The organism is Halomonas sp. KG2 (assembly GCA_030440445.1).
GTDB lineage: Bacteria > Pseudomonadota > Gammaproteobacteria > Pseudomonadales > Halomonadaceae > Vreelandella.
This window is the reverse complement of record CP098528.1, coordinates 123,137-147,481: the sequence shown is the minus strand read 5'-3', so window position 1 is coordinate 147,481 and position 24,345 is coordinate 123,137. Positions and strand designations below refer to the sequence as shown.

Here is a 24,345-nt window from a genome sequence, read left to right as displayed (position 1 = left end):
AGACGACAAGAGAGCAGAAAAGACCAAGCAACATGGGACGGCCCTGCTTATATTGATTAACGTTTATATTGATCAACAACGCGGCCTGTTAATCGTTGCTAACCTTTTTAGGAGAAGGAAGCTGTGGATCAGGATAAAAGCTGCATTATTAGCCACTTCAGTCACTACTGCTCACTCACTGAAGAAGAAAAAACGCTATTAACCGAATTGGAAGAGAGTCCTACCGATATCAAAGCAGGATCGCTGCTGTGGGAAATTGATGCACCCGCGAATGAGTTTTGCACCTTGCGCAGTGGCTGGGCTTACTCGTATCGACATTTAGAAAACGGTGATCGGCAAATTCTGGAAGTATTTTTGCCTGGCGATATTATCGGTTTGCGAGAGTTTGCGTTTTCCAAGCGGCTGGAAAACGTGCGCATGATTACTGACGGCGTGGTCTGCCATTTTCCCCACAAGCGCATGCTAGAGCTATTTCGTCAGTCACTAACGCTGACCTCGGTGATGTTTGCCATTGGCAGTCGTCACCAAGCCCTACTCACGGAACGGCTGGTCAACTTAGCGCGGCGTAGTGCTAGGCAAAAAATGGCCCATTTCCTCCATGAAATGTACCTACGCTTACGCCAAACCAATCATGACATCAGCGAACAGTTCCGCTTGCCACTTTCTCAAGAACAGTTAGCCGATATTCTAGGTTTAAGCCCGGTTCATGTGAGCCGAACCTTTAGTGCATTGAGTGAAGATGGCTTGGTGTTCCGTGACCGCCATAACGTCACTATTCCCGATTTAAAGGCACTGGCTACCGAAGGGGAATTCGACGACTGCTATTTAACCGATAACGTCAGGCCACTACTTATTAGCGTCTGAGTCTTAGCGCCTGAATCAACGGCAGATTATTCGTTCTTAAAACTTGCTGCTCTTAAAATTTTTTGTTCTCAAAACAAGCAACGCCGCGTGGCTCTCTAGGCCACGCGGCGTTGTTGGTTAGCGTTCTAGTGGGTTTGTCTGGCTTAGCCGCACTTAGACCAGCCGCAGCCTGCATAGCAGGTTGGGCAGCCATCCATCATAATAAGCTCACCGCGACACTCAGGACAGTTACCCACGACTGCCGGGCCACTGCCTTCAGGCTTTTTTACAGCGTTTTCTTGCTCAGCGGCACCGCCAATCGGCTCCACGTCGCCAACCGCTGGGCTGGTGTCTAGCTCATCGACCGGGGGTTGCCATGCATGACCATGCTGCATGCGATGCGCATAGCGCTCTACCAACATTTCTACCGGTACTTGGTTACCATCCTGGTCCAAGAACCCACGCCGATAAAGAATCTGCTGGATCGACCAGGCAATCGCCGCCACTTCGGAATCGTGAAACATTGGCTTGTTCCAACGGTTCATACCACAGCGCACCAACCCTTTATCCCACGCCACTTTGCGCAGGTCAGCCACTGCCTGGGTGACATATCCCCCGCGCGCAGCAAGGGAAAGGCTACGCATCGTCGCCGTAATCCATTGATGCTCGCTGGAAAGCTGTCCTGATGGGAAAAAGAACTCAACCGGGCGCTCAATGACCACACGTCGGCCACCCACCACGCCTTCTACCGGCATAAAAGAGACCAACAGGTAAACTTTTTTGCGGCCTTCCGCCCCCACATAAGAGATTTTTTCGGATACCGCCTCTAACGTACCCTCTGGACGCGAAGGAATCCTGACCGTTAGCGGGTCTTCTTCTGGAAGCTCAGGGGCAGGCGCTGTTTGCTCCTGCTGCTTGATACGGTAACCAACGATTTTTGAGGTAATTTCTACAGCCATGGTGTTCTCCACTTAGCAAAGGGTGTCGGGCGATGTTCGTAGCAAGGCGTAGCCCACCCTTACCATTTGCCGTAGGTGCCCTCTTTTAAGGCATCAAACAGGTTGGCGGCGTTATGCTCTTCACCGTCGTAGACCACCGTTTCATCGCCGGCCAGTTCTAAGGTCTCGCCATTTTCCAGCTCAAACACGTAGGTGGTGTTTTTTAAATCATCTTCACGTACCAGAACGCCCTGAAACGCTTCTGGGTTGAAGCGGAATGTAGTGCAGCCTTTTAAGCGGCTCTCATACGCCTGTAGGTAGAGGTCCTGGAATTTCTCAAACGGGAACTCTGTCGGCACGTTAACTGTTTTAGAGATTGCCGAGTCGATCCACTGCTGAGCGGCCGCCTGCACGGCCACGTGCTGCTCAGGCGACACAGAATCTGCGGTAATAAAGTAGTCGGGTAAATCGCTTTCCACCGCATCGGCGGCAATAAAGTGACGATAAGCGGCTAACTCGAACGAGACAACTTCAACCTGCTCTTTGGTTTTCTTACCCGATTGAATGATATTGCGGAAATAACGGTGCGAGAACGAGGGTTCAATGCCGTTGGAGGCGTTATTACCCATCGACAGCGAAATCGTGCCAGTGGGCGCAATCGAGCTGTGGTGGGTAAAGCGTGCACCATGTTCCGCCAACTGGGTGACCAACTCAGGATCGAGCTCAGCCACTTTCGCCATATACTGGCTATAGCGGGCATGCAGGATGCGTCCTGGTACGTTATCACCCACTTCATAACCATCGGCGGCGAGTTGGGGGCGCTCACGCATCATCTTCGGAGTAATCGTGTGCTCTTGCTCAAGCACAGGCGCCATGCCTTTCTCTTTAGACAGCTCTAGCGCTTGCTTCCAGCCTTCCAGCGCGAGGTGGCGGCTAACTTCTTCGGTAAAGGCCAGCGACGCTTGGGAGCCATAGGGAATTTTAAGCATGGTCATCGTTGAACCAAGCCCCAAAAAGCCCATGCCGTGGCGGCGCTTGGCTTCAATCTCACGCTGTTGCTGCGGCAGTGGCAAGCCAGCAATTTCCACGACGTTATCGAGCATACGCGTGAAGATCGCTACCACCTTGCGGTAGCGTTCCCAATCAAAACGTGGCTTGTCACTAAACGGCTCAATCACAAACTTGGTCAAGTTGACCGATCCCAGCAGACAAGCGCCTTCTGGCGGCAGCGGCTGCTCGCCACACGGGTTGGTCGCGCGGATATCCTCGCAGAACCAGTTGTTGTTCATGCGATTGACTTGATCAATCAAAATAAACCCAGGTTCAGCGTAGTCATAGGTCGAGGACATAATAGTGTCCCACAGCTCGCGCGCTTTAATGACTTCAACGACACGGCAAGCCACGCGGCCTTCATTATCGACCGTATAGCCCTCTTCAATGACGGGCCAGTCGCGATAAATCAAATCGCCCGCTTTTACATCGTCTTTTTCACCAGGGTGCAATGGAAACGCCAGCGGCCAGTCGGCGTTGTGCTTCACGGCTTCCATAAATTCGTCGGTTATCAACAGGCTAAGGTTAAACTGGCGCAGACGACCGGCTTCTCGCTTAGCTTGGATAAACTCACGAACATCAGGGTGGCCAACGTCGAAGGTGCCCATCTGAGCGCCTCGGCGACCACCTGCGGATGCCACGGTGAAACACATTTTGTCGTAGATATCCATAAACGCCAGCGGCCCGTTGGTGCCAGCGCCCGCGCCAAACACAAATGCTCCCTTATGGCGCAGCGTCGAAAAGTCGTAGCCAATACCGGCGCCAGACTTCAACGTCATGCCAGCATCAACGACGGAGTCAAGAATATCGCGCATAGAGTCGCGAATAGTGCGCGAAACCGTGCAGTTAATCAGGCTGACCGCAGGTTTGTAGGCTTCAGCGCCCGCATTGGAAAGGATTCGTCCGGCAGGAATAGCGCCGTTTTCTAACGCCCAGCGGAATTTTGGCAGCCACTCGTTAGCATTGTCACCTTCAACCGCCGCTAACGCTCGTGCGACACGCTCAAAGGTAGCACCCACATCCTGATCAACAGGTTGGCTATGGCGATCTTTTAACCGATATTTAGCATCCCAGATATCTTTTGAGGGAACCTGTAGTGGGACGTCATTCGAAGTCTTCATAGCCTTTGCTGCGGTGCTCATGTCGCGAAACTCCTTCACAACGGGGTGAAATTAGCGCTCAAAACGGTGCGATTATACGTTCTGCGACTATGAAGTATAGACTTGACTTTACACTATATGCGGCATTTTTCTTGTTAAAGACTACTACATATAGAAAAATCAGCGCGTTACCTTTTGCTTATCTTCAACAAACGATAGGCTAATGTTTTTCTTGTGCGATGCCACCCCTATGCCTACTTTAAAGCCTTTTGCGTTAGCGACCTTCAGCGCCCTACTTTCCAGCACTGCGCTGCCTAGCATGGCAGCAACGTTCAATATTGATGCCGTACAGCCCCACAATCATTGGCAGTCAATGGCGTTAACGTTAGGCAGTGAGCGGCACTTTCGCGCCGTGGAAACCCATAGCTATTCGGATGCCACCTTGAGCTTGAACGCAACTCCAGGTGTTTGCGACTTACCGTGGTTGGAAATGCGGGTCACGCTGGCTGAACAGCAAGGCGAAAGTCGCGCGGTTAACTTAGTGCCTACCAGGATCCGGGTGGATGACACGCCGATCATTGATACCATGGCCGAGTTTATTACCGAGCGTGGCGATGATGGGTTTTATGCGCACTTCTACCTAAGCGACCTGCAAACATTAATGGCGCAAATGCGCCAGGGAGAGCAGCTGTTTATTGGCTTCGATCAACAGGATAGCGACCCTTGGTATATGACCTTTAGTCTTGACGGTGCTGATGACGCCATAGCGAGAATACAGCGCTTATGCGACCGCGCCGACGACCAATGATAGCGCGTGTCACTGCACGCTTTTTTCAGCAATTTCAACGCGGTTACGCCCATTATGTTTAGCTCGGTACATCGCAGCATCGGCCCGGGCGATGATAGTCTTGCAGCTATCATCGGGCTGCCATACTGCGACACCGATGCTGACCGTTATCGGTTGGCCCAAGCCCTTCACCTGCAGTGTTGCCACTAGCCCACGTAATCGTTCAGCAAGCCCTTCAGCGGCTTCCATACTGGAGTGGGTCGCCAATACCACAAACTCTTCCCCTCCCCAGCGCCCCAAATGATCACAGCCCCGCAGTGAACCTTCCACCATGCGGGCTAGCGAAATCAGCACATCATCTCCCACGCTATGGCCGAGGGTGTCATTGATCTGTTTAAAATGGTCGACGTCAAATAACAACAGCGCGAAAGCCGCCCCATAGCGTTTTGCGGCTACCAGTTCTGCATCAATAGCCTGCTCGATGCGGTAGCGGTTCCACACCTGAGTGAGCGGGTCAAAATGTGCCAGCTGCTCTAACCGCTGATTCGCTTCTGCCAGCGCTTTACGCTCGCGCTCCAGATGCATATTGAGCGTGCTGATCTCATAAGCAGAAATGGCCAGCGTTAAATCTTCCCCTAGATCCATCGCGGCTAGCCGCTCAACCCGTTGCCAGGCTTCGCTTTTTCCTGTGACCTCCTCGCACCACGCGTCAGAAGGCGACATCATCATAGGTGGCAGGGATGCAGAAGAGGGTTGCATCGCCCAGTAGAGCGTTTCCACTTGCTCAGGACGAAAAAACATCAGCCAGCCGCGCTGAGCAGGGTCGGTAGGCAGCGGCACGGCGAGTACTCCACTCTGCTCTAGCATGTCTAAAGAGCATGTTAGCGGCTCTTTGGCTGTCTCTTGGGTACACCATGGCCCACTATGGATATGGGATTTTTCAATCCGCGTGACCAACTGGCCGATCGCTTCCGGCTTGGGCGTATTGCCTGATTGATAGATACTGCCCTTCACCCATAACGCAACGCCATTGGCACGAAAGAGCGACTTCCATGTCTCGGCATGCTCCGCAAACAGCTGATAAGGCCCCTGAGGCTTTAAGCGATTATTGCTTGAAAGCACCAGGCTATCTTGTACGCGCTGCAAATAGCGCGCCTCTTGGCGAGCTCTCAGCAGTAACAGCCGCTGCGTAGCCATTTGCACCAAGGTGCGTACCGCATCTCGTACGGGCGGCGCTACGGGGTAAGCCGCTGCCGAGTGGCAGAATAGCAGCCCCCACAGGCCGGTATCTCCCTGCATGGCCACGCTTAATGCGCCGCGCACGCCAAGTCGCTGTAAGTACTGTTGGCGCTCAGGGGCCGGGGCACGCAAGAAGCTGTCACTTACATCTACCACCGCACTCGCCGGCAGTAAGTGCTCATAGGGTGCTGCAACATCTTGGATCAGCCGCACCGGATGGCGCTCATAGGCGCGTCGTAGTGCAATAGGGAAGTCTTTGGCGGGAAAGCGTTGCCCTAACAAGGCAGGCAAACGAACTGCCGCCAATTCGACACTCGACTGAGCGCGCCCTTTAGCTAATGACTCGGCCACGATCAAACCATGCCAGTCGCTATCGAAATGGCATACAGACACCCGGTCATGTCCGGTTAATTCTTGTACCGACATCACTAGGTAATCAAGTAGCTCTTCTTGATGGGTCGCTTCCGCTAAGCGCATCAGGCGTTCGTTCACCGTGCCAAGCAAACGCTGCTTACCGAGGGTATGAAGGGGCTCTATCTCAACTAACACATGCGCACCGGCACGGTAAGCATGTAACTGGAAACGGTTTGATCGAGCGGGACACTTAAAGGTGAGTGGCCCCGGCAAACGCTGCTGACCTTGTAGCTCGTAGCGTACGCGCTGGCTTAAGCGCTTGCCTAGAACGCTGGAGAGCGTTGCGAGATGCCCTTCAGGAAGGCTTACTCTCAGCAATTCAACAAAGTTGCTACTAAATGCCTGTATGCGCCGACAGTCAGCATCGAGCACCAGTAATGCACCGAACGACTGTAGTAGCGAGTGATGCTTCGACACAGAGATGGCCTCAAGAAATCTCTTTACCCCTCAGTCTGCTGCCTTAGCAACAGTTCAACGCGCCGGTTGGCGGATCTACCTTCCGGTGTTGCGTTACTTTCCATGGGTTGGGTATCGGCGTAACCGACTGCCCGCATACGTGAAATAGCAACTCCCTGGCGCTCAAGATGCTGGACCACCGCAATGGCGCGCCCAACCGAGAGATCCCAATTTGAGGGGAAGCGAGAGGTAGCAATAGGAACATTATCCGTATGCCCTTCTACTGAAATTTGCCCCTCAAAGGATGCTAACACTGCCAGAAGGCTTTCTAACACATCTTGCCCCTGGGGCGTTAGTACGGCATCACCACTAGGGAAAAGCAAGCTGTCGTCGATGCGCAGCGTAACACCTTCTTCACCTTGAGAGACACTAACCCCGGGGATATTAAGCTCAGTCATTCGCGGCTTGAGCCCGCTGTGCCGAGGATGAATACCGGTTGCTAAGCTGGCCAACGGAAGCGAGGTGATAGCACTTACAGAATGCATTCTATCACGGTCAAAGGCTTCCCCTCCCCCCGGCGGCGTCAACGCAAGCAGTAAGACAAATAGCGTGATTAACAGCGTTAATACGTCTAAATAGCTCGTTAGCCAACCTTCATCGCCCTCTCCTGGCACAGTGGGCAATTCCAACGCGTGCCGTGAATCACGATCTAGCATGGCGCTACCCTTTTGCCGCAGAACTAACCGTTGGCCGCGGTTTTACAGCAGCATCGCGGATCTCGTCATGATAGTTAGCAACGAAGGAATTGAGCGTTTCTTCAATAAAAGAAGGCAGCCGCCGTTTGGTAATTAACGAAATGCCTTCCAGCACCATGTTCATGGTGATAAGGCGTTCTTCCGTGCGCCGCTCTAGCTTGACGGCAATCGGTTTGAACACCAGGTTGGCGAGCAGAATACCGTAGAACGTTGTCAGCAGAGCCACCGCCATGCGCGGGCCAATAACGTCAAGATCGCCCGCATCCATTACTTCCAGCATATTGACCAGCCCCACCAAGGTGCCAATCATGCCAAACGCGGGCGCGTAGGTGGCCATAGTACGAAATATCTGCGCCTCAGCATGCTCGCGTGCTTTTAATCGTGCGATGCGCCAGCGCAACATATCGAAAATTTCGTCTTCTTTCGTGTTAGCAATCACCAGTTGAATCCCGGTGCGCAAAAAGGGGTTACGCGTGTGCTCTAGCTCCTTCTCAACCGCCCTGACATCGCCTTTGAACCACAGCCGCGCCATGGAAACCAGTTCGTTGATATCATCACGCACATAGGTGTTTTCACGCCGAAATACCAATCCCACCAGGCGCACCACGCGTAGCACTTCTTTCAGCGGATAACTAATAAAGGTAGCCGCCAAGGTGCCCGTTACCACAATGGCTAGCCCCGGCAAGTTGATAAAGCTTTCTGGCGACTCTGCAGTAAAAAACAGCACGCTTACCAGCAACAGCATGCTGGCAAAAATACCGATCAGCGTAGATGGGTTCATCAACGGCTCCTCGCCGGTTAGTCGTGATTAATAGTGGCGTTAGGTGGTGTCATATAAGCGAGCGCGAAGCCTGCTAATCGCTTGGCTGTGAAGCTGGGAGACACGGGATTCGGTCACTCCAAGCACCGCCCCGACTTCTTTAAGGTTCAGCTCTTCTTGGTAATACAACGCCATCAGTAGCTTTTCACGCTCAGGTAAGGCGTCAATCGCGTCAATTAACGACTGGCGTTGCTGTTTATCTAACAACTGATCGAAGGGCAGGTTAGTGGCTTCCTCTTTGGCGGACTCGGCCCCTTCGGCCACCAGTTCTTCGAAGGGCAGCAACTGGCCACTGTTCGTATCATTGAGCAATTGCTGATACTCACTAAGCGGCATATCCAGGTCACGCGCGATCTCACTCTCTTCCGGCGGGCGCCCTAACTGCTGTTCAAGGCGACGCACCGCATCATCCACGGCTCTGGCAGAACGGCGTACACTACGCGGCAACCAGTCACGTGTGCGCAGTTCATCCATCATGGCACCGCGAATACGCTGACTTGCAAACGTGGCGAACGTTGCCCCCTGGGTCGCATCAAAACGCCCTAGCGCTTCTAATAAGCCCACCATGCCAGCTTGAATAAGATCATCCAACTCAATACTTGCGGGTAGTCTTACCTGCAGCGTTAAGGCCTGACGTCTTACCAGTGGCATGTATTGGGTTAACAGCTCGCTCTGTTTAATCCTGCCTTGTGCTGTATACATCCTCGTGCCTCACGGCTGAACTCTGTTCACTGGTAATTCACAATCACTTGCAGTTCCTGCACCCGTACCGGGCGCTGGCCCGGCGTCAACGCAAAACGAAAGTGCAGCGGCCCACTGATCTGTTTCCCAGCTAACGCAGTGGTTGAACCTCGCATAGCGGTTAAAGGAACACACTGCTCAGGGTGGCATAGCCACGCATTAACCGGCGCATTAACCGGCATTTGAAAACGCCAATGAATACGCTCTATCGCAGCATGCTCTACCTGCGCCCCTGCCGGTGGTTGAATGGGCTGGCTGCTGACAGCTCGGTCACTCATCGCTACCAGTACGCTGGGCACCTCACTACTCCAGCTACCCGTAGCGGCATAAGCACTCATGGTGATGGCACTTAGCGCCACCATCAACACGGTTTTGAGCAGCCTGTCGGCTTTGCAGATATCGACCTTGAAGTCAGCGAGCATCGACATTGTTATTCCTTATCGGGGCGCTTGATAGCCGCTGTTAAAACACGGTTACATGGCATCAGGCTAGCGTTCATCGCGCCAGCAGTAAAAGCTCTATATCTAAGTAATAGCTAGCGGCTTCGCGCAGGTTATCGAGCAGCCCTCTGCGCGGCAAGTTTGGCTCGTGCAGCGCTAACAGCTGCCTAGGGCCACCGTTTTCCTGCATTTGCCGCAACGAGCGGTACATCTGTGCGAAAGCATCGGCATCGCTACTAATCCATAACGCCCAACGCGGAAAGCGCTCTTTCAGTTGGCCAAGATTAGCGGCATCCGCATTGACGATGTGAATATCCCAATCATCCGGGTCGCCAGCCCAACGTCGCCCCAGCACTGACCATTGAGCTAGGCGCCCTTTTACTCTTGCCACCTGCTGATCGCCACCGTTAGGCATACCGATCACGATAAGCGGCTTCTGCGGCACCGAGGGCGGTGCGCTGGCTTGCGTTTGGGCGGCAGGCGGCACTGTTAAAGAATCGGTCATAGCGGCCAGTGGCTCAGCCGCAAGTTCGTCTCCCGTGGGGTCACTCTCAACTGACTCTGCTTGGCGCTGCTGGCGCTGTAAATCTGCCCACTTGCGCAGGCCCGCTGCCTGATCCTGGGCACTCATGCCAGCCCCTCACGGCTAACGCTGCTGAGTTGGCGAATAGCGTCACGGGCCATAAACGCGTGAACAAGCGCATCTAGCATCGCCGTGTCGCGCCGCTTACGCGTGGTGCCCAACAACCTTAACAAATCGGAACGCAGGGCTATCGCAGCGTCATCATTGGCGATATCTAAGTGTCCCGCTGCAGCGGCGACACCGCTGGCCATCAATAAGCGTACCTCCGTGCTTACTTCACCATCATCCGCATCTTTCAACTGCTGCCAAGCGCGTTTGGTTAGGCTAGACACCCCTTCGCTTTGCAGCTGGATAACCAGCAGCGAACGCACATCTGCACCTAATCGGGCAGGCGTTAACCAGTAGCGACGCGCGATGCGTTTGCCATTTTCTGGATCGCGAACTTCACCAACCCATGCCAACAGCGGTGTACCAGCGGCGTCCTCGACAGCAATGTGGGTGTGCCATAGCTGCACCGTCTGACCACGAAAACGCAGATCAGTGTGATGTGTGAGCGGGCTATCTGTGAGCAGCTGACGCTGGGCATAACGCTCGCCCTGACAGTATACCCGTTGAGTGGCAGCTACTTGCGTGATCCAGGTCAAGTGTTGGGCTTCTAGCCACGCTAACGTGGCGGGGTCGGGAAACACGGGGAGCAGATGTACGGCAGCCCCCATCGTTTCGCCCTGGTGCAGCAGCCGTGATTGCCAGCCTGCGGGCTGACGGTGCTGTAGGCTGGTTAACGCTAGCCAACCGCCATCGGCGTCTAGCCCAAGATCGGGCATCGACCAGTCACAGCCCCGCTCATTACGGCGGGGAGACCATGCCATGCCCAGCCCCTTATCCGCGCAGGGCTCGCTAGCCAATAGTGCATCCAAGCGTTTATCTTGCAGCACGCCCGGTAAGGAGGCGATATCCCATACCGACTCTAGCGCTGAAAACCCAACAATCCTTTCACGCAGCCGCGTCAGCACAGAGCTGAGGCGGCGCCCTTGCCCCAGCACGTCTCGCGACCAGCGCGGCAGACTCACCGAGTGAGGCTGCGCAGCGGAGGGCGAAGATCGCTCTTCACGCACCCTCCCCAATGGGGTATTAAGCGCTTGATCGACCAGCGCAGCAGGGTCTGCAACCGCCATATCTTCTGGAACACGCTGTCCGTTCGAACCAAATAACACGCGCAAGCCATGGCGTATGACAATATCTAGCACGGGGGCTAACCGGCCAGCTTCGTCCTGCTTGGTGATAATGCAATCATCCAACTCAGCACCAGCCGCCCGTGCGGCTTGGCGATAGCGCAACACGACCTCTTCCAACGTTTCAGGCTGGCTAGCTGCATTCAACAACAGCACTAAGCGCACGGACGCTTGCCCGCCCTGCAAATGGGCAATTTGCTCAATCACCCGCTGGTCACGCTGACTCATACCGACGGTGTCGATAATCACCCACTGTTTACCTTGCAGTCGTCCGACCAGCTCATCAATCGGCTGCTCGGCGTCTAAGGCATACATGGGGGTATCAAGCAGGCGGGCATAAATTCGAAGCTGCTCGTGGGCACCAATACGAAAGCTATCAGTGGTGACAAGGGCCACAGGGCGCGTACCGTGGCGCATCACGAAACGAGCTGCTAGTTTCGCAGTGGTAGTGGTTTTCCCAACCCCCGTAGGTCCCACCAGCGCGACAATTCCCGCTTGATCGAAAAAACCGGTTTGTTCTTTCAGTACCGGTAACCGCGCCATTAGCTGCCCACGAAGCCACTCCATCGCAAGCGCGCTATCGGCATCCGGCTGAGCCAATGACGTCGGCAGCGCCGCCAGCACCTCGTCGCTTAGCTCCTCGCTGAAACCAACGCTAAGCAGGTGCTGGCGCAAACGAAAGATAGGGTCGTCAGTGGTGGCAGCAACGGGCGCATCGGCAGCTGGCTGCCGCTGGGAAAGCAGCTCCCGCATTTCCTGCATCTCGCGCAGCAAGCGTTCACTCATTGCCTGCAGCGGATCGGAATCTTGCGCTGAAAAGGCGATTTGGGGAGCTGGGGTAGGTGGAAGTGGCGACGTAGGGGAAGGTTCAAAATGATCGACCGCGTCATCCGCCATCGCCAATATTTCAACCCCACCCTCGGTACGGCGATTGGCGACAATTAAAGCGTCATCACCTAATGTTTCGCGCACTTGGCGCATCACATCGCGGCTGCTTGCTCCAACAAATCGTCTCACGCTCATGCTTTACCTGCGCCTCTTTTTGATGGTTTGGTAACGGGTGTTCTGCGTCAATCTCACGCCCGTCCTCCTACTACCGTAGTGACTCGTAACGTACGGTCATCCGGTATTTCTGCTTGAGACATCACCACCAAATGACGCACGCGCCGACGTAAGAAACGCGATAGCACAGCACGCAGCGAGTGCTGTACAACCAGCACCGGCGCTTCACCGCTACCTTCATGACGCTCCAGGGCCTCTTGTGCCTGCGTCATGAGCGTATCAGCCAGCCCTGGCTCCATCGCACCGTTACCATTCATGGCCTGCATAAGCACTTGCTCTAACTGGGCATCAAGCCCCATCACGTTGAGCGTTTCCTGACCGGCAAACCACTGCTGGGTAATCGCTCGACCCAAGGCAACACGCACCAGTGCGGTCAGCTCATTAGCATCTTTTTGCTGCCCAGCATGCTCTGCCAGCGTATCCAGCACCGTGCGCATATCGCGTATCGAAACATCTTCATCGAGCAGATTCTGCAGAATACGCTGCAGTACGGTGAGTGAAATGGCTTTCGGCACCACCTCTTCGACTAGCGACTTTTGATCCTCACCCAGCTTATCGAGCAGCTTTTGCACTTCTTGCCGCCCCAGCATTTCTGGCGAGTGGCGATGCAGCAGGTGGTTTAAGTGAGTAGCAATGACCGTGCTGGCATCCACCACGGTATAGCCGTACACCTGGGCGTGTTCACGCTGATTGGCATCGATCCAGATGGCGGGCAAACCAAAGGCCGGGTCTTGGGTGGGCGTCCCCTGTAATTCGCCTGAGACCTGACCTGGGTCGATTGCCAACCATTTGCCCGGCTGTGCATCCGCACGGCCAATTTCCGCCCCCTTCATAGAGAGTACGTAGGTATTCGGCGGCAGTTCCAGGTTATCGCGTATATGCACCACAGGCGGTAAGAACCCAACTTCTTGGGCAAACTTCTTACGCACACTTTTAATCCTAGCCAGCAGCTCCCCTTTCTGGCGGGAGTCCACTAGGGGAATAAGCCGATGCCCCACCTCAAGCCCCAACGTATCAACCAGTTGCACATCTTCCCAACTGGCTTCCGGTGACTCTTGTTGGGGCAGTGGCACGGCTGAGATTTCCTCTTTTACCAACGCCTGTTCTTTTTGGCGAATCAAATACCATGCCAAACCCGCCAGTAGGGCTGTAAAAATCAGAAATACCAGGTTTGGCATTCCTGGCACCATGCCCAGCAGCCCCATCACCATCGCAGAGAGGATCATGACCTGAGGATTAATAAATAGCTGGCTGATCATTTGCTGACCAACATCTTGGTCAGTATTGACGCGCGACACGGTGACACCGGCGGCGGTTGAAATCACCAGCGCAGGGATCTGGGCCACCAAACCATCGCCAATGGTTAGCAAGGTATAGGTACGGGCGGCATCAGCAAAACCCATGTCGTGCTGCATCATGCCGATCAGTAACCCACCGATAATATTGACCACCATGATGACCAAGCCAGCCATGGCATCACCACGCACAAACTTGCTCGCACCATCCATAGAGCCATAAAAATCTGCTTCCTGGGCGACTTCAGCGCGCCGCTTTTTAGCGTCCTCTTCACCAATCAGGCCTGCGTTCAGGTCCGCATCAATCGCCATCTGTTTGCCGGGCATGGCATCCAGCATAAAGCGAGCGCCCACTTCGGCAATACGCCCAGCCCCCTTGGTAATAACCATGAAGTTGATGATCACCAGGATCAAAAAGACCACCAGACCAACGGCAAAATTACCGCCGACCAGGAAGGTACCAAACGCTTCGATAACTTTACCGGCCGCATCTCCGCCTTGATGGCCTTCCATCAGTACAACACGGGTCGAGGCCACATTGAGCGATAGCCGTAATAGCGTGGTAAACAACAGCACCGCAGGGAAAGCGGCAAAATCGAGTGGCTTTTCCGCAAACATGCTGACCAGCAGCACCATGATGGCCAGTGCGATATTGAACGTGAACAGCAAATCGAGCGCGAAGGGCGGCAAGGGCAGAATCATCATGCCCAAGATCATCAGAATCAGCAGCGGCCCTGCGAGCAGCTTCATGCGCACATCGCCCATCCAATCGCGCTGATTGATCAATTGGGTTAAGCCTTTCATGATTGCGCCTCACTGCCACCGGCATCTCGATTGGAATGTTCCATTTCGGGAGGGACCGATAAATTGTCTGGGGTTGGGGGCACCTCGCCTCCTTGTTGTGCGACCTGCTTCAGGCGGTAAGCCCAGGCCATCACTTCAGCCACTGCGGTATACAGTTCCGCAGGCACTTCAGCGTCTAAATCCACGTGATGATACAAAGCGCGCGCCAAGGGAGCGGCCTCCAATCGCGGCACACCGGCTTCCAAGCCTATTTCGCGGATACGTGCGGCCACTACATCGGCCCCTTTGGCCACTAGCCGCGGGGCGCCCATGCTACCTTCCTTATACGCTAGGGCCACCGCATAGTGGGTTGGGTTGGTGATAATAACGTCGGCATCAGGCACTTTACTCATCATCCGCCCTCTGGCCATTGCTTGCTGCTGCTGGCGAATACGCCCCTTGACGTGGGGGTCGCCTTCCGACTCTTTATGCTCTCGCTTAACCTCTTCCTTGCTCATACGCAGCTTTTTCGCATTACTCCAAAGCTGAAAAGGCACATCAATTAAGATAACCACCACTAGCGATAAAACGATCAGGCCAGCGGCTAGCGCCGACATATTCAATGCGGTCGCCAATGCTTGTTGAATGGGCTGATTCATTAGCCCCATGAACTTACCAAGGTTGGCGTACAGAAACGCCGATGCAATGCCGCCGACCAGGATGGATTTGGCAATCGCTTTGGTTAATTCAATCAATGCCTGGGACGAAAAAATACGCTTTAACCCTTTCACTGGGTTTAGCTTCGACAGTTTGGGCTGCATTGATTTTGCCGAGACTAACCATCCCCCTAGTAATGCGGGTGCGACCAGGGCGATCACCGTCAACAGCAAGAACAGCGGCAGCATTGCAAATAGTGTGCGCTGCCCCAGGTCCAGCGCATTGACCAGCATCGGGGTACTTTCCATGGCATGACGGCGCTCGAATAAGAAGGCCTGCTCCATCACCATGCCCAACTGGTCATAGAGCATTTGCCCCATGCTCCACAGCCCAATTACACCGCCCAATAGCAGCAAAAAGGTCGCCAGTTCTCGAGACCGGGGTACTTGGCCTTCTTCCCGGGCTTTGTCTAAGCGTCGGGGTGTGGCCTCTTCCGTCTTTTCCTGATCGCTGTCGTTATCTGCCATGCGGCCATCCGGCGGTATCTTGCGTGGCTTATCATAAATTCAGCCGCCCCGAGGGACGGCTGAACAAATGCCTATAGTGCCAGATACTGCCTTTCACAATGTCTTAATAACAACGCATTAAAAGCCTAATTCGTCCAATAAGTCGTCGACCTGATCCTGACCAGTCACGATGTCGGGCGCATTGTCCTTCACCTGAGGGCCATTCAACAGCTCTTCATTACGACGTGCGTTGTCATTTTTCCATTGGTCTTCTGCCTTACGCTGCATCGACTCACGTACATGAGCACCCGGCACGTTATCAATCAGCACCTGCACCAACTGATGCTCAATTTCTCGGATGACATCCATCATCTTTTTGATAACTTGGCCGGTAAGGTCTTGAAAATCCTGGGCCATCATAATATCGAGCAGTTCTTTATTTGTCGCTGCAGCGATGGTTGGCACATCACTTAGATAGGTGCGTGTCTCTTTTACCAAGGCTTTGGCATCATCCAACTCTTGGGGCGCTTCAAACCACTCTGCCCAGCGCTTATCGAGCGCTTCAGCACGGTCAGAGAGTTGGTCTTGCAATGGCTGAGCGCGATCAATGGCGTTTAATGCACGTTCAGCCGCCTGCTCAGTCATGGTAGCGACGTAATGCAACCGGTCACGCGCGTCAGGAATTGCTTCCGCTGCTTTCTCGATCTCTTTGTCCAGACCCAGCTCTCGCATGTTGTCGCGTAACATGCGGGTAAGTTTGCCGATGCGAAAGATCAGGTCTTCAGCGGCTTCCTCAGATAGCTGGGTAGCGCTATCCTGCTCATGCTGACTCATCGTGTTGTCTCCTCGTTAACCGAGCACTCAGGCGCAGCCGCTTCATTTACCCATCTTATCGAAGATCTTATTTAGCTTTTCTTCGAGAGTGGCTGCTGTAAACGGCTTGACGACGTAGCCATTAGCGCCCGCTTGAGCGGCCGCGATGATGTTCTCTTTTTTGGCTTCCGCGGTCACCATCAATACGGGTAACCCTTTTAGTGCTTCATCCTGGCGGATCTCTTTCAGCATTTCTAAGCCGTCCAGGTTTGGCATATTCCAATCAGAGACGACGAATTCAAAGTTACCCGCACGCAGCTTATTCAGCGCGTCCTGACCATCTTCTGCTTCATCAACATTGGTAAAACCTAGCTCTTTCAACAAGCTGCGAACGATCCGACGCATGGTGGGAAAATCGTCAACTACCAGAAAACTCATGTTCTTATCGGCCATTGGTCATCCTCTCAATCAAATTATTTCTTACATAGCGATGCTTAAAAACCGTTCTTAAAACCGTCCTAAAACGGCTCTTACAACAATCCTTAAAACCTAGAACGCTTCCCACTCATCGTGGTGGCTAGGCTCTGGGATTCGGCGAGGGCTGGGTGCAGTGGCTGCCTGCGGCCTGGCAGCAGGCACGTTTACTTGGCTACTCGCTGGCAGTGCTTGACGCTGCACGCCCTCTTGGCTAGTTAACAAAGCAAAGACAGCCACCGCCTCTTCTAATTTGTTTGCTTGCTCTTCGAGCGACATAGCCGCCGCGGAGGCTTGCTGAACCAGCGCTGCATTTTGCTGGGTCACTTCATCCATCTGCCCTACCGCTTGGCTTACCTGTTCAATGCCATCGCTCTGCTCCTGAGACGCTGCAGAAATCTCATCCATAATATCGGTCACCCGACGGACAGCCGTCACCACATCGGACATGGTGGTGCCCGCTTGCTCTACCAGCGTAGAGCCTTGCTTGATTTGTGCAACGGAGGCATCAATCAGTGTTTTAATCTCTTTAGCCGCATCGGCACTGCGGCTGGCAAGGTTGCGAACCTCTCCTGCCACAACGGCAAAACCACGCCCTTGCTCGCCAGCGCGTGCCGCTTCTACCGAGGCATTGAGTGCCAAAATATTGGTTTGAAAGGCGATAGAGTCGATCACACTGGTGATATCTGCCACTTTCTGGGAACTGGTAGAAATACCGTGCATTGTCTGCACTACCTGCTCGACCACTTGGCCCCCCTGCTCGGCAGTAGTGGAGGCATCTGCTGCCAGCGTGCTTGCCTGACGCGCATTGTCGGCATTTTGTTTAACCGTGGCCGTCATTTGTTCCATGCTGGCGGCCGTTTCTTCGATCGAAGCAGCCTGCTGCTCAGTGCGTGATGACAGATCCGCATTGCCACTGGCTATCTCTCGCGTGCCGTGATGAATTTCACTACTGCCTTCACGAACCCGCGTCACAATCGCCGTCAGGTTTTGCTGCATCGTGCCCATCGCTGAAAAAAGACGCCCCACTTCGTTTTTGCCTGATGCGGGAACGGGCTCCGTTAAGTCAGCCTGGGAAATTTTGTCCAGTCGCCTTACGGCGTCATTCAACGGCGCGATGACCGTACGGCGTAATGCTATATAGATGAACGCAGTCACCAATAGCGCAATTGCCACGGCAAGCGCATTGACTAACATAAACACATCGCCTTGCGCTTCAGCGTCGCCACGAATGCTATCTACCTGCTGAAAACCATGCTGCACAAAAGCAGTGGCGCTATTGGCTAAATTGCTCAATGGCTCAACCAGCTCGCCCCGAAGCCGATTAAAAGCATTGATGTCCATGGTTTCGAACGTCGCATGCTGCTGCTTGACCAAGGCCAGTACGTCGCGAAAGTCATCTATCAATGCCTCGCCCAATGCATCGTTTGTCGTCGCAGCGAAGCGTTCAAAACGCTCTTCGGAACGTGCAATTCGATCCAGAGCAATGTCGACCTGGGCATTGGATTGGCGCGTTTGACCGACCATTAAAAAATTGGATGCCGTCTCCATGGCCAGCATCCCCTGATTGAGCAACGAGTCAGCGCGATTAATCTCATTGAGCTGACTATTACTGATGAGACTATAGGTTGACAGGTTAGCCTGAGCATTGCGGTCTGCCATAAAACTGATACCAGCTAACACCACTATCAGCATGACGAAGCTAGCCAACGCGGCAATAACGGCAGAGTGAATACTGATATGACGCAGTGAGCGTGTCATGTTTTGTCCCTTTTTTTATTTATGCGCAATGGGGTGTTATACCCGCTGAGCACGCCCTGAAGCGGCAATTAAGGCCATCAACCGCGATGGAATATCATCTAAAGCAACCACTTCGACGGCTCCCCCAACGGCGATGGCTTCTCTTGGCATACCAAACACCACGCAGCTTTGTTCATTCTGCGCAATGGTGGCCGCCCCGGCCTCACGCATTTCAAGAAGACCTACAGCGCCATCCTTTCCCATGCCGGTCAAAATCACACCAATGGCGTTTTTACCCGCATGCTTGGAAGCAGAGTGAAACAGCACATCAACAGAAGGACGATGACGGTTGACCGGTGGGCCATCATTTAAGCGCACGACATAGTTAGCACCACTGCGGACAAGCTCTAGGTGCTGATCGCCTGGGGCAATATAGGCATGGCCTGGCAAGACACGCTCGCCATCGGTGGCTTCTTTTACGCTAATTCGGCACAGCCGATCTAGCCGCTCGGCGAAAGAGCGGGTAAAACCACCCGGCATGTGCTGGGTAATCAAGATGGCTGGCGCATTCGCCGGCAGTGGTTCGAGCACTGAGCGAATTGCCTCTGTGCCACCGGTAGAAGCACCAATGATAATCAGCTTTTCACTCGACACCATGGGTGCTTTTAGCTGTGTGGGTGGCGGCGCATTTTTATGGCGGGCTTGGCGAGGGCGCGAGCGGGCAGCGGCGCGAAGCTTGTCGGTAATTTCAGTTGCATACTCCATCATGCCGCTGCGAATACCCAAGCTGGGCTTGGCCACAAAATCCAAGGCGCCTAACTCTAACGCACGCAGAGTAATCTCTGAGCCACTCTGGGTCAGCGATGACACCATAAGTACCGGCATAGGGCGAAGCCGCATTAACCGCTCAAGAAAATCAAGACCATCCATCCGCGGCATTTCTACGTCCAATGTCAGCACATCAGGATTGTGTTGTTTGATCAGATCCCTCGCAGCAATGGGATCTGGCGCGACGGCAACGACTTCCATATCCGACTGAGAGTTGATTATTTCCGTTAGTAAATCACGAATCAGCGCCGAGTCATCAACGCACAACACTTTGATTTTGGCTGCGCTCAAAGCACGCCTCCTTTATGACGGTAGCCACCTGTGTGCCAGCCCACTCCGCTAAGGCGATTGCCAAAAGGAGTCAACGCACGTAACCGATTTATTTTTTTGCGAGGGTATAAACCGTTTGCCCACGCAGCTTGAATGCATCGCTGATATACGAAAAATTTTCCGAGTGTCCCGCAAACAGTAATGCGTCTGGCTTCATTAGCGGGGCAAACCGTTTTAATATCTTGGCCTGGGTATCTTTATCGAAATAAATCATAATATTACGACAAAAAACGGCATCAAAAGGGCCTTTTACCGACCACTGTGGCCCCAGCAAATTAAGCGGCAAAAACTCCACCAACGATGATACTTCTGGCCTTATACGTGCCAAACCTGCATGACCACCGGTGCCTTTCTGGAAAAATCGCTTAACCCGTCCTTCGTCTAATTTACGCACCTGTTCAAGCGGATAAATACCGGCACGCGCTTTACTGAGTGCATCGGTGTCAATATCGGTGGCAATGACTTTGGCCTGGGAGGCTTTTGGCCCCAAGGTTTCTAGCAGCGTCATTGCTATCGAGTAGGGCTCTTCGCCAGTGGACGCCGCTGAGCACCAAATAGTCACGGGGCTTTGCTGTTTCTTAATGTGCTCAGCTAATAGCGGAAAGTGGTGCGCCTCACGAAAAAAAGCCGTGAGGTTGGTCGTTAAGGCGTTGGTAAACGCCTCCCACTCTTTAGCGTCCGGCTGACGCTCCAACCGAGACAAATAGTCGGTAAAACGCGTAATACCATGGTGACGCAGTCGCTTGGCTAAGCGGCTGTAGACCATTTCACGCTTATGCTCAGCAAGCACTATTCCGGCGCGCTGGTAAATCAATTCCCGTATACGCACAAAGTCGGCATCGGTTAGCACCAGATCACGTTCGATCTGCCCTCCCGATGCCCACTGGCCGACGTCAACTCCCCGCTCGCGTTGGTCGATCAAAATTCTTCCCACTCCTCTACTGCGGCCAGCTGCCGCGTGGTTGGCGACGAAGGCGGTTTAGTTGGTCTATCTGGGAGCAGTGTTGGCGGCCTAGAAGCAGTAGCTGCTGTGCTAAGCGCTGTTGTGGGCGAGCTCTGATGATTCAAACGAAACGCCTCAACCGACAGGGCCAATAGACCCGCTTGCTGCTCTAATGCCACGGCGGCACGCGCTGTTTCCTGAACACGAACGGCATTCTGCTGTGTCGCTTGATCCATCTCGGCAACGGCTTGATTCACTTCAGCGATACCGTGGCTCTGTTCTGCTGACGCTGACGAAATGTCATGCATGATCTGGGTAACATTGCGCGCCGCGTCGGCCACCTCACTAATCGCCACTTCGGCTCTCTTGACCAGCCCAGCGCCCACATTGACTTCTTGATTAGAACCATCAATCAACACGCGAATCTCTTGAGAAGCACTTGCGCTTCTGCCTGCTAGCTTGCGCACTTCTTCAGCAACCACCGCAAACCCACGCCCATGCTCACCAGCCCTGGCGGCTTCTACTGATGCGTTGAGTGCCAGGATATTGGTTTGAAAAGCAATCGAGTCAATCACATTGATGATGTCAGTCATTTTTTGCGAGCTTTGGGTAATTCGCTGCATATTCTCGACCAATTGCGACATGAGCTCCCCGGTCTGGGTCACTTGCTTAGCATTGTTATCGGCAAGACGACGTGCTTCTTGAGCGTTATCGCTGTTTTGACGCACGGTCGTGGTCATTTCTTCCATACTGGATGCGGTTTGCTGGAGCGACGCGGCCTGTTGCTCGGTACGAGACGATAACGCCTCATTACCGCTGGCAATATCTCGCGCGGCAGGGGTGACCACATTAATACCGCCTTTTACATCGCTGATAATGCTGCTCAAACTTTTCCGCATAGTGTTCAGCGACTCCATCAGCATCCCAACCTCATCCCGCTGGTGGGGGGGCACTTTTGCGGCTAGGTTTCCGCCCGCGATTTGCAAGGTAAAACGGGAGGCACTTTTAAGTGGCCGAACAATGGAACGTAACGTCAGCATCCCAAGCAGGATGAGCGCCAGCACGCCAACACCTAGTACAGCGGCCTGAGCGCTTAGCATGCGGGTTTGACCTTGCTCAGCATCAGCGGCCATTACCTCGGCGGCCACCTGTTTTTCGGCGATGAGCTGGTTCACCATCGTTGAAAGTTCGCGCCCTTCGTTATTCATCACACTGATGACTGCGTCCAAACCGGTAAACACTTGATACGTGTCTTCTGCTTGCAAGACGGTTTCCGCCTGGAACATGCCATTGTCTAAAAAGGTTTGCAGCTGAGCATTGAAGGAGCTGGCTAGCGCTGTCGTGTTGACATCACGGGAGTAGTATTGCTGCCAAGCGGACTCAATCGTCGCCGCGCTATTGGCAATCATGTCACCCATCTCAAAGCGCTGTTGAATCAGCTCCATGCGCTCTGGTTCAATCATGGCCTGACGCGTTTGTGCGATGATCTGGTCTATTTGCTGTAAGCGAATAACATCTTGCAGGCCATCATTGTTAAGCGTCGCTAGCCGCTCTCCTGCGACGTTAAGGCCATACAACCCAAGGCCACCACTCACCAGCAGCAGTGCACCAGCGACGACAATCATGCCAACCAATTTAGCGCGCAGAGTATCCAGTCGGATCCGTTTTAAGCGTTGGGCCAGACCTTTCTTACGCAACCGCCCCTTGTCTAAATAGAGCTGTTTGTTACGACCTTCACGTATTTCAGCGTAGGCCTGCTCCGCTTGGGCAATCGCCTCTCGGGTTGCCTGCACCCTGACAGAGGCATAGCCAACGACCTGGTCGTCTTCAATAATCGGCGTTACGCTGGCACTAACCCAGTAGTGGTCGCCATTCTTACAGCGGTTTTTAACCAGCCCTCGCCATGTTTCACCGCTTTTCACGGTCTGCCACAGGTTTTCAAACGCCGCTGGCGGCATATCCGGGTGCCGAATCAAGTTATGGGGCGCGCCTATCAGCTCTTCGTGCTGAAAACCACTTATCTCGATAAACGCCGGGTTTGCATAGGTAATGCGCCCTTTAAGATCCGTACGCGAAACGAGGAAATCATCACTCTGTAGTTCAATTTCACGCTGAGTGACTGGCTGGTTATTACGCATCCGCATACCTTATTTTTAGTATTGAAGCCAAGGAAGTCATGAGCCTAAACCGCAAGACCTAAAACGCTACCCACTCATCGACTGCCGTGTTGCGAGCAGGTGTTTTTTTGGCCGCCGGGGTTTGGGCGGCAGGTACTGGCTGAAGAGCGCGGGGCCGCACGGCATACTTCCCCTCTACCAGGGCAGGCGTCACATGGAAGCGCTCAACCGCTTCTCTAAGGCGTGCCGCTTCGCTTTCTAATTCGTTGGCGCTGCGTGCTGCCTGTTGAACCAGCTGGGCATTTTGCTGAACAACCTGATCCATTTGGGCAACCGCTTGATTCACTTGCCCAATACCGTTGCTTTGCTCTTCGGAGGCAGCCGCAATCTCATCCATAATATCGTTGACCCGCTGCACCGCAGCGACAAGATCCTGCATAGTTTTTCCCGCGTGATTCACCCGTTGGGTGCCCGCGTCCACTTTGCCAAGCGATGCATCGATCAGCGTGCGAATTTCTTTGGCAGCATTAGCGCTGCGGCTAGCGAGACTGCGAACTTCCTGCGCGACAACGGCAAACCCTTTGCCATGTTCACCCGCACGGGCGGCTTCTACCGAGGCATTTAAGGCGAGAATATTGGTTTGAAAGGCAATGTTATCGATCACCGTAATAATGTCGGCAACCTGGTGGGAGCTGGCGCTAATGTCTTGCATGGTTTCAACAATATTGGCAACTTCTTCGCCGCTGCGTCTGGCGGTTAGCGTTACCTCATTGGCGAGCTGACTGGCTTGCAATGCATTGTCTGCATTGTGCCCAACGGTAGAGGCCAACTGCTCCATGCTCGAGGCCGTCTCTTCTAGCGAAGAGGCCTGCTGTTCGGTACGTGAGGAGAGGTCGTTATTGCCACTGGCGATATGCTGAGAACGCTCAAAAATTGACGCGCCGCTTTGGCGTACCACGCCAACCGTTTCAGACAGTGAAGACTGCATGTGCGCCATTGCAGTGTACAACCTGCCAATTTCATTATTGCCAGGCGAGGTTATTTGCTGACTTAGATCGCCCTGGGCCATTTTCTCAAAGTAACCGACCAGACGATCCAAGGGACGCAACACATTAACGGTCACCCCCCACACCACTACCGCGACCGTTATACCGGTCATGATGACCACGCCAATCAGCACCCAGCGAATGCGTGTCGCAAACTCACTGAACGCCGCTTGCTGCGCCTGCAAGTCACTCGATGCCTGCACAATAGCGGCACCGTGGTGGAGCGCATAAAGACCTATAGCGCAGGCCACCACCACCAACATTGAAAAAGTGGCTAACACCAGCCCCCAACTGAGACGCACGGTCATATTGCTCATCATTTGACGCAGTAGCGGTGTCACACGCATTACTCCAAACACAACCGTAGTGGCCGATGCTATCCGTAGCACCAGAGAAGGCTGTTTTTTTGGCTT

General features: G+C 53.9%; 20 protein-coding genes. 2 read left to right on the top strand and 18 right to left on the bottom strand.

Going from position 1 to position 24,345, the window contains the following annotated elements; all coding sequences use genetic code 11:
• Positions 1-123: 123 nt before the first annotated feature.
• Entirely contained in the window at positions 124-864 is a 741-nt protein-coding gene (locus NDQ72_00660; GenBank protein ID WKD28491.1) for a Crp/Fnr family transcriptional regulator, read from the top strand.
• Between the two features lie 143 nt (positions 865-1,007).
• On the opposite strand, the gene NDQ72_00655 is transcribed toward NDQ72_00660, so the two are convergent.
• Together NDQ72_00655 and NDQ72_00650 are read right to left on the bottom strand one after the other, a co-directional pair.
• A complete protein-coding gene (locus NDQ72_00655) occupies positions 1,008-1,802 on the bottom strand; it encodes a ribonucleoside-diphosphate reductase (protein WKD28490.1) in 795 nt (264 codons plus the stop codon).
• A gap of 59 nt (positions 1,803-1,861) precedes the next feature.
• Positions 1,862-3,973: an adenosylcobalamin-dependent ribonucleoside-diphosphate reductase gene (locus NDQ72_00650; GenBank protein WKD28489.1), complete on the bottom strand. Its 2,112-nt coding sequence runs from the start codon at positions 3,971-3,973 to the stop codon at positions 1,862-1,864.
• Between the two features lie 208 nt (positions 3,974-4,181).
• On the opposite strand from NDQ72_00650, the gene NDQ72_00645 reads away from it, so the two are divergent.
• Positions 4,182-4,739 (top strand): hypothetical protein, encoded by a 558-nt coding sequence (locus tag NDQ72_00645; protein ID WKD28488.1) that lies wholly within the window; start codon positions 4,182-4,184, stop codon positions 4,737-4,739.
• Positions 4,740-4,748: 9 nt separating this feature from the next.
• On the opposite strand, the gene NDQ72_00640 is transcribed toward NDQ72_00645, so the two are convergent.
• The 16 genes from NDQ72_00640 to NDQ72_00565 form a co-directional block, all read right to left on the bottom strand.
• Entirely contained in the window at positions 4,749-6,788 is a 2,040-nt protein-coding gene (locus tag NDQ72_00640; protein ID WKD28487.1) for a diguanylate cyclase, read from the bottom strand.
• A gap of 23 nt (positions 6,789-6,811) precedes the next feature.
• Positions 6,812-7,483, bottom strand: coding sequence for an OmpA family protein (locus NDQ72_00635; GenBank protein WKD28486.1), 672 nt, complete (start codon positions 7,481-7,483; stop codon positions 6,812-6,814).
• 4 nt (positions 7,484-7,487) lie between these two features.
• Positions 7,488-8,303, bottom strand: coding sequence for a MotA/TolQ/ExbB proton channel family protein (locus NDQ72_00630; GenBank protein ID WKD28485.1), 816 nt, complete (start codon positions 8,301-8,303; stop codon positions 7,488-7,490).
• 39 nt (positions 8,304-8,342) lie between these two features.
• Positions 8,343-9,044 (bottom strand): RNA polymerase sigma factor FliA, encoded by a 702-nt coding sequence (locus tag NDQ72_00625; protein WKD28484.1) that lies wholly within the window; start codon positions 9,042-9,044, stop codon positions 8,343-8,345.
• A 26-nt stretch (positions 9,045-9,070) separates the two neighbouring features.
• Entirely contained in the window at positions 9,071-9,511 is a 441-nt protein-coding gene (locus NDQ72_00620; protein ID WKD28483.1) for a flagellar protein FlhE, read from the bottom strand.
• Positions 9,512-9,578: 67 nt separating this feature from the next.
• On the bottom strand, positions 9,579-10,154 hold the full coding sequence (locus tag NDQ72_00615) for a hypothetical protein (protein ID WKD28482.1): 576 nt from the start codon (positions 10,152-10,154) through the stop codon (positions 9,579-9,581).
• Complete coding sequence (flhF, locus tag NDQ72_00610; GenBank protein ID WKD28481.1) at positions 10,151-12,361, bottom strand: flagellar biosynthesis protein FlhF; 2,211 nt, start codon at positions 12,359-12,361, stop codon at positions 10,151-10,153. The genes NDQ72_00615 and flhF overlap by 4 nt, the downstream gene beginning before the upstream one ends.
• A gap of 53 nt (positions 12,362-12,414) precedes the next feature.
• Positions 12,415-14,499, bottom strand: a complete 2,085-nt coding sequence (gene flhA / locus NDQ72_00605) for a flagellar biosynthesis protein FlhA (protein WKD28480.1) — start codon at positions 14,497-14,499, stop codon at positions 12,415-12,417.
• Positions 14,496-15,662: a flagellar biosynthesis protein FlhB gene (gene flhB, locus NDQ72_00600; protein WKD28479.1), complete on the bottom strand. Its 1,167-nt coding sequence runs from the start codon at positions 15,660-15,662 to the stop codon at positions 14,496-14,498. Before flhB ends, flhA begins: the two co-directional genes overlap by 4 nt.
• A gap of 117 nt (positions 15,663-15,779) precedes the next feature.
• Positions 15,780-16,475 (bottom strand): protein phosphatase CheZ, encoded by a 696-nt coding sequence (gene cheZ, locus NDQ72_00595; GenBank protein WKD28478.1) that lies wholly within the window; start codon positions 16,473-16,475, stop codon positions 15,780-15,782.
• 42 nt (positions 16,476-16,517) lie between these two features.
• On the bottom strand, positions 16,518-16,907 hold the full coding sequence (cheY, locus tag NDQ72_00590; GenBank protein WKD28477.1) for a chemotaxis response regulator CheY: 390 nt from the start codon (positions 16,905-16,907) through the stop codon (positions 16,518-16,520).
• 96 nt (positions 16,908-17,003) lie between these two features.
• A complete protein-coding gene (locus NDQ72_00585) occupies positions 17,004-18,689 on the bottom strand; it encodes a methyl-accepting chemotaxis protein (protein WKD28476.1) in 1,686 nt (561 codons plus the stop codon).
• 36 nt (positions 18,690-18,725) lie between these two features.
• Complete coding sequence (locus tag NDQ72_00580; protein ID WKD28475.1) at positions 18,726-19,787, bottom strand: chemotaxis response regulator protein-glutamate methylesterase; 1,062 nt, start codon at positions 19,785-19,787, stop codon at positions 18,726-18,728.
• A gap of 88 nt (positions 19,788-19,875) precedes the next feature.
• The gene (locus tag NDQ72_00575) at positions 19,876-20,748 is read right to left on the bottom strand and encodes a chemotaxis protein CheR (GenBank protein ID WKD28474.1); all 873 of its coding nucleotides are present in this window, start codon (positions 20,746-20,748) and stop codon (positions 19,876-19,878) included.
• On the bottom strand, positions 20,745-22,907 hold the full coding sequence (locus NDQ72_00570) for a methyl-accepting chemotaxis protein (GenBank protein WKD28473.1): 2,163 nt from the start codon (positions 22,905-22,907) through the stop codon (positions 20,745-20,747). Before NDQ72_00570 ends, NDQ72_00575 begins: the two co-directional genes overlap by 4 nt.
• 58 nt (positions 22,908-22,965) lie before the next feature.
• Positions 22,966-24,279, bottom strand: a complete 1,314-nt coding sequence (locus tag NDQ72_00565; GenBank protein WKD28472.1) for a methyl-accepting chemotaxis protein — start codon at positions 24,277-24,279, stop codon at positions 22,966-22,968.
• Between the last annotated feature and the right edge of the window lie 66 nt (positions 24,280-24,345).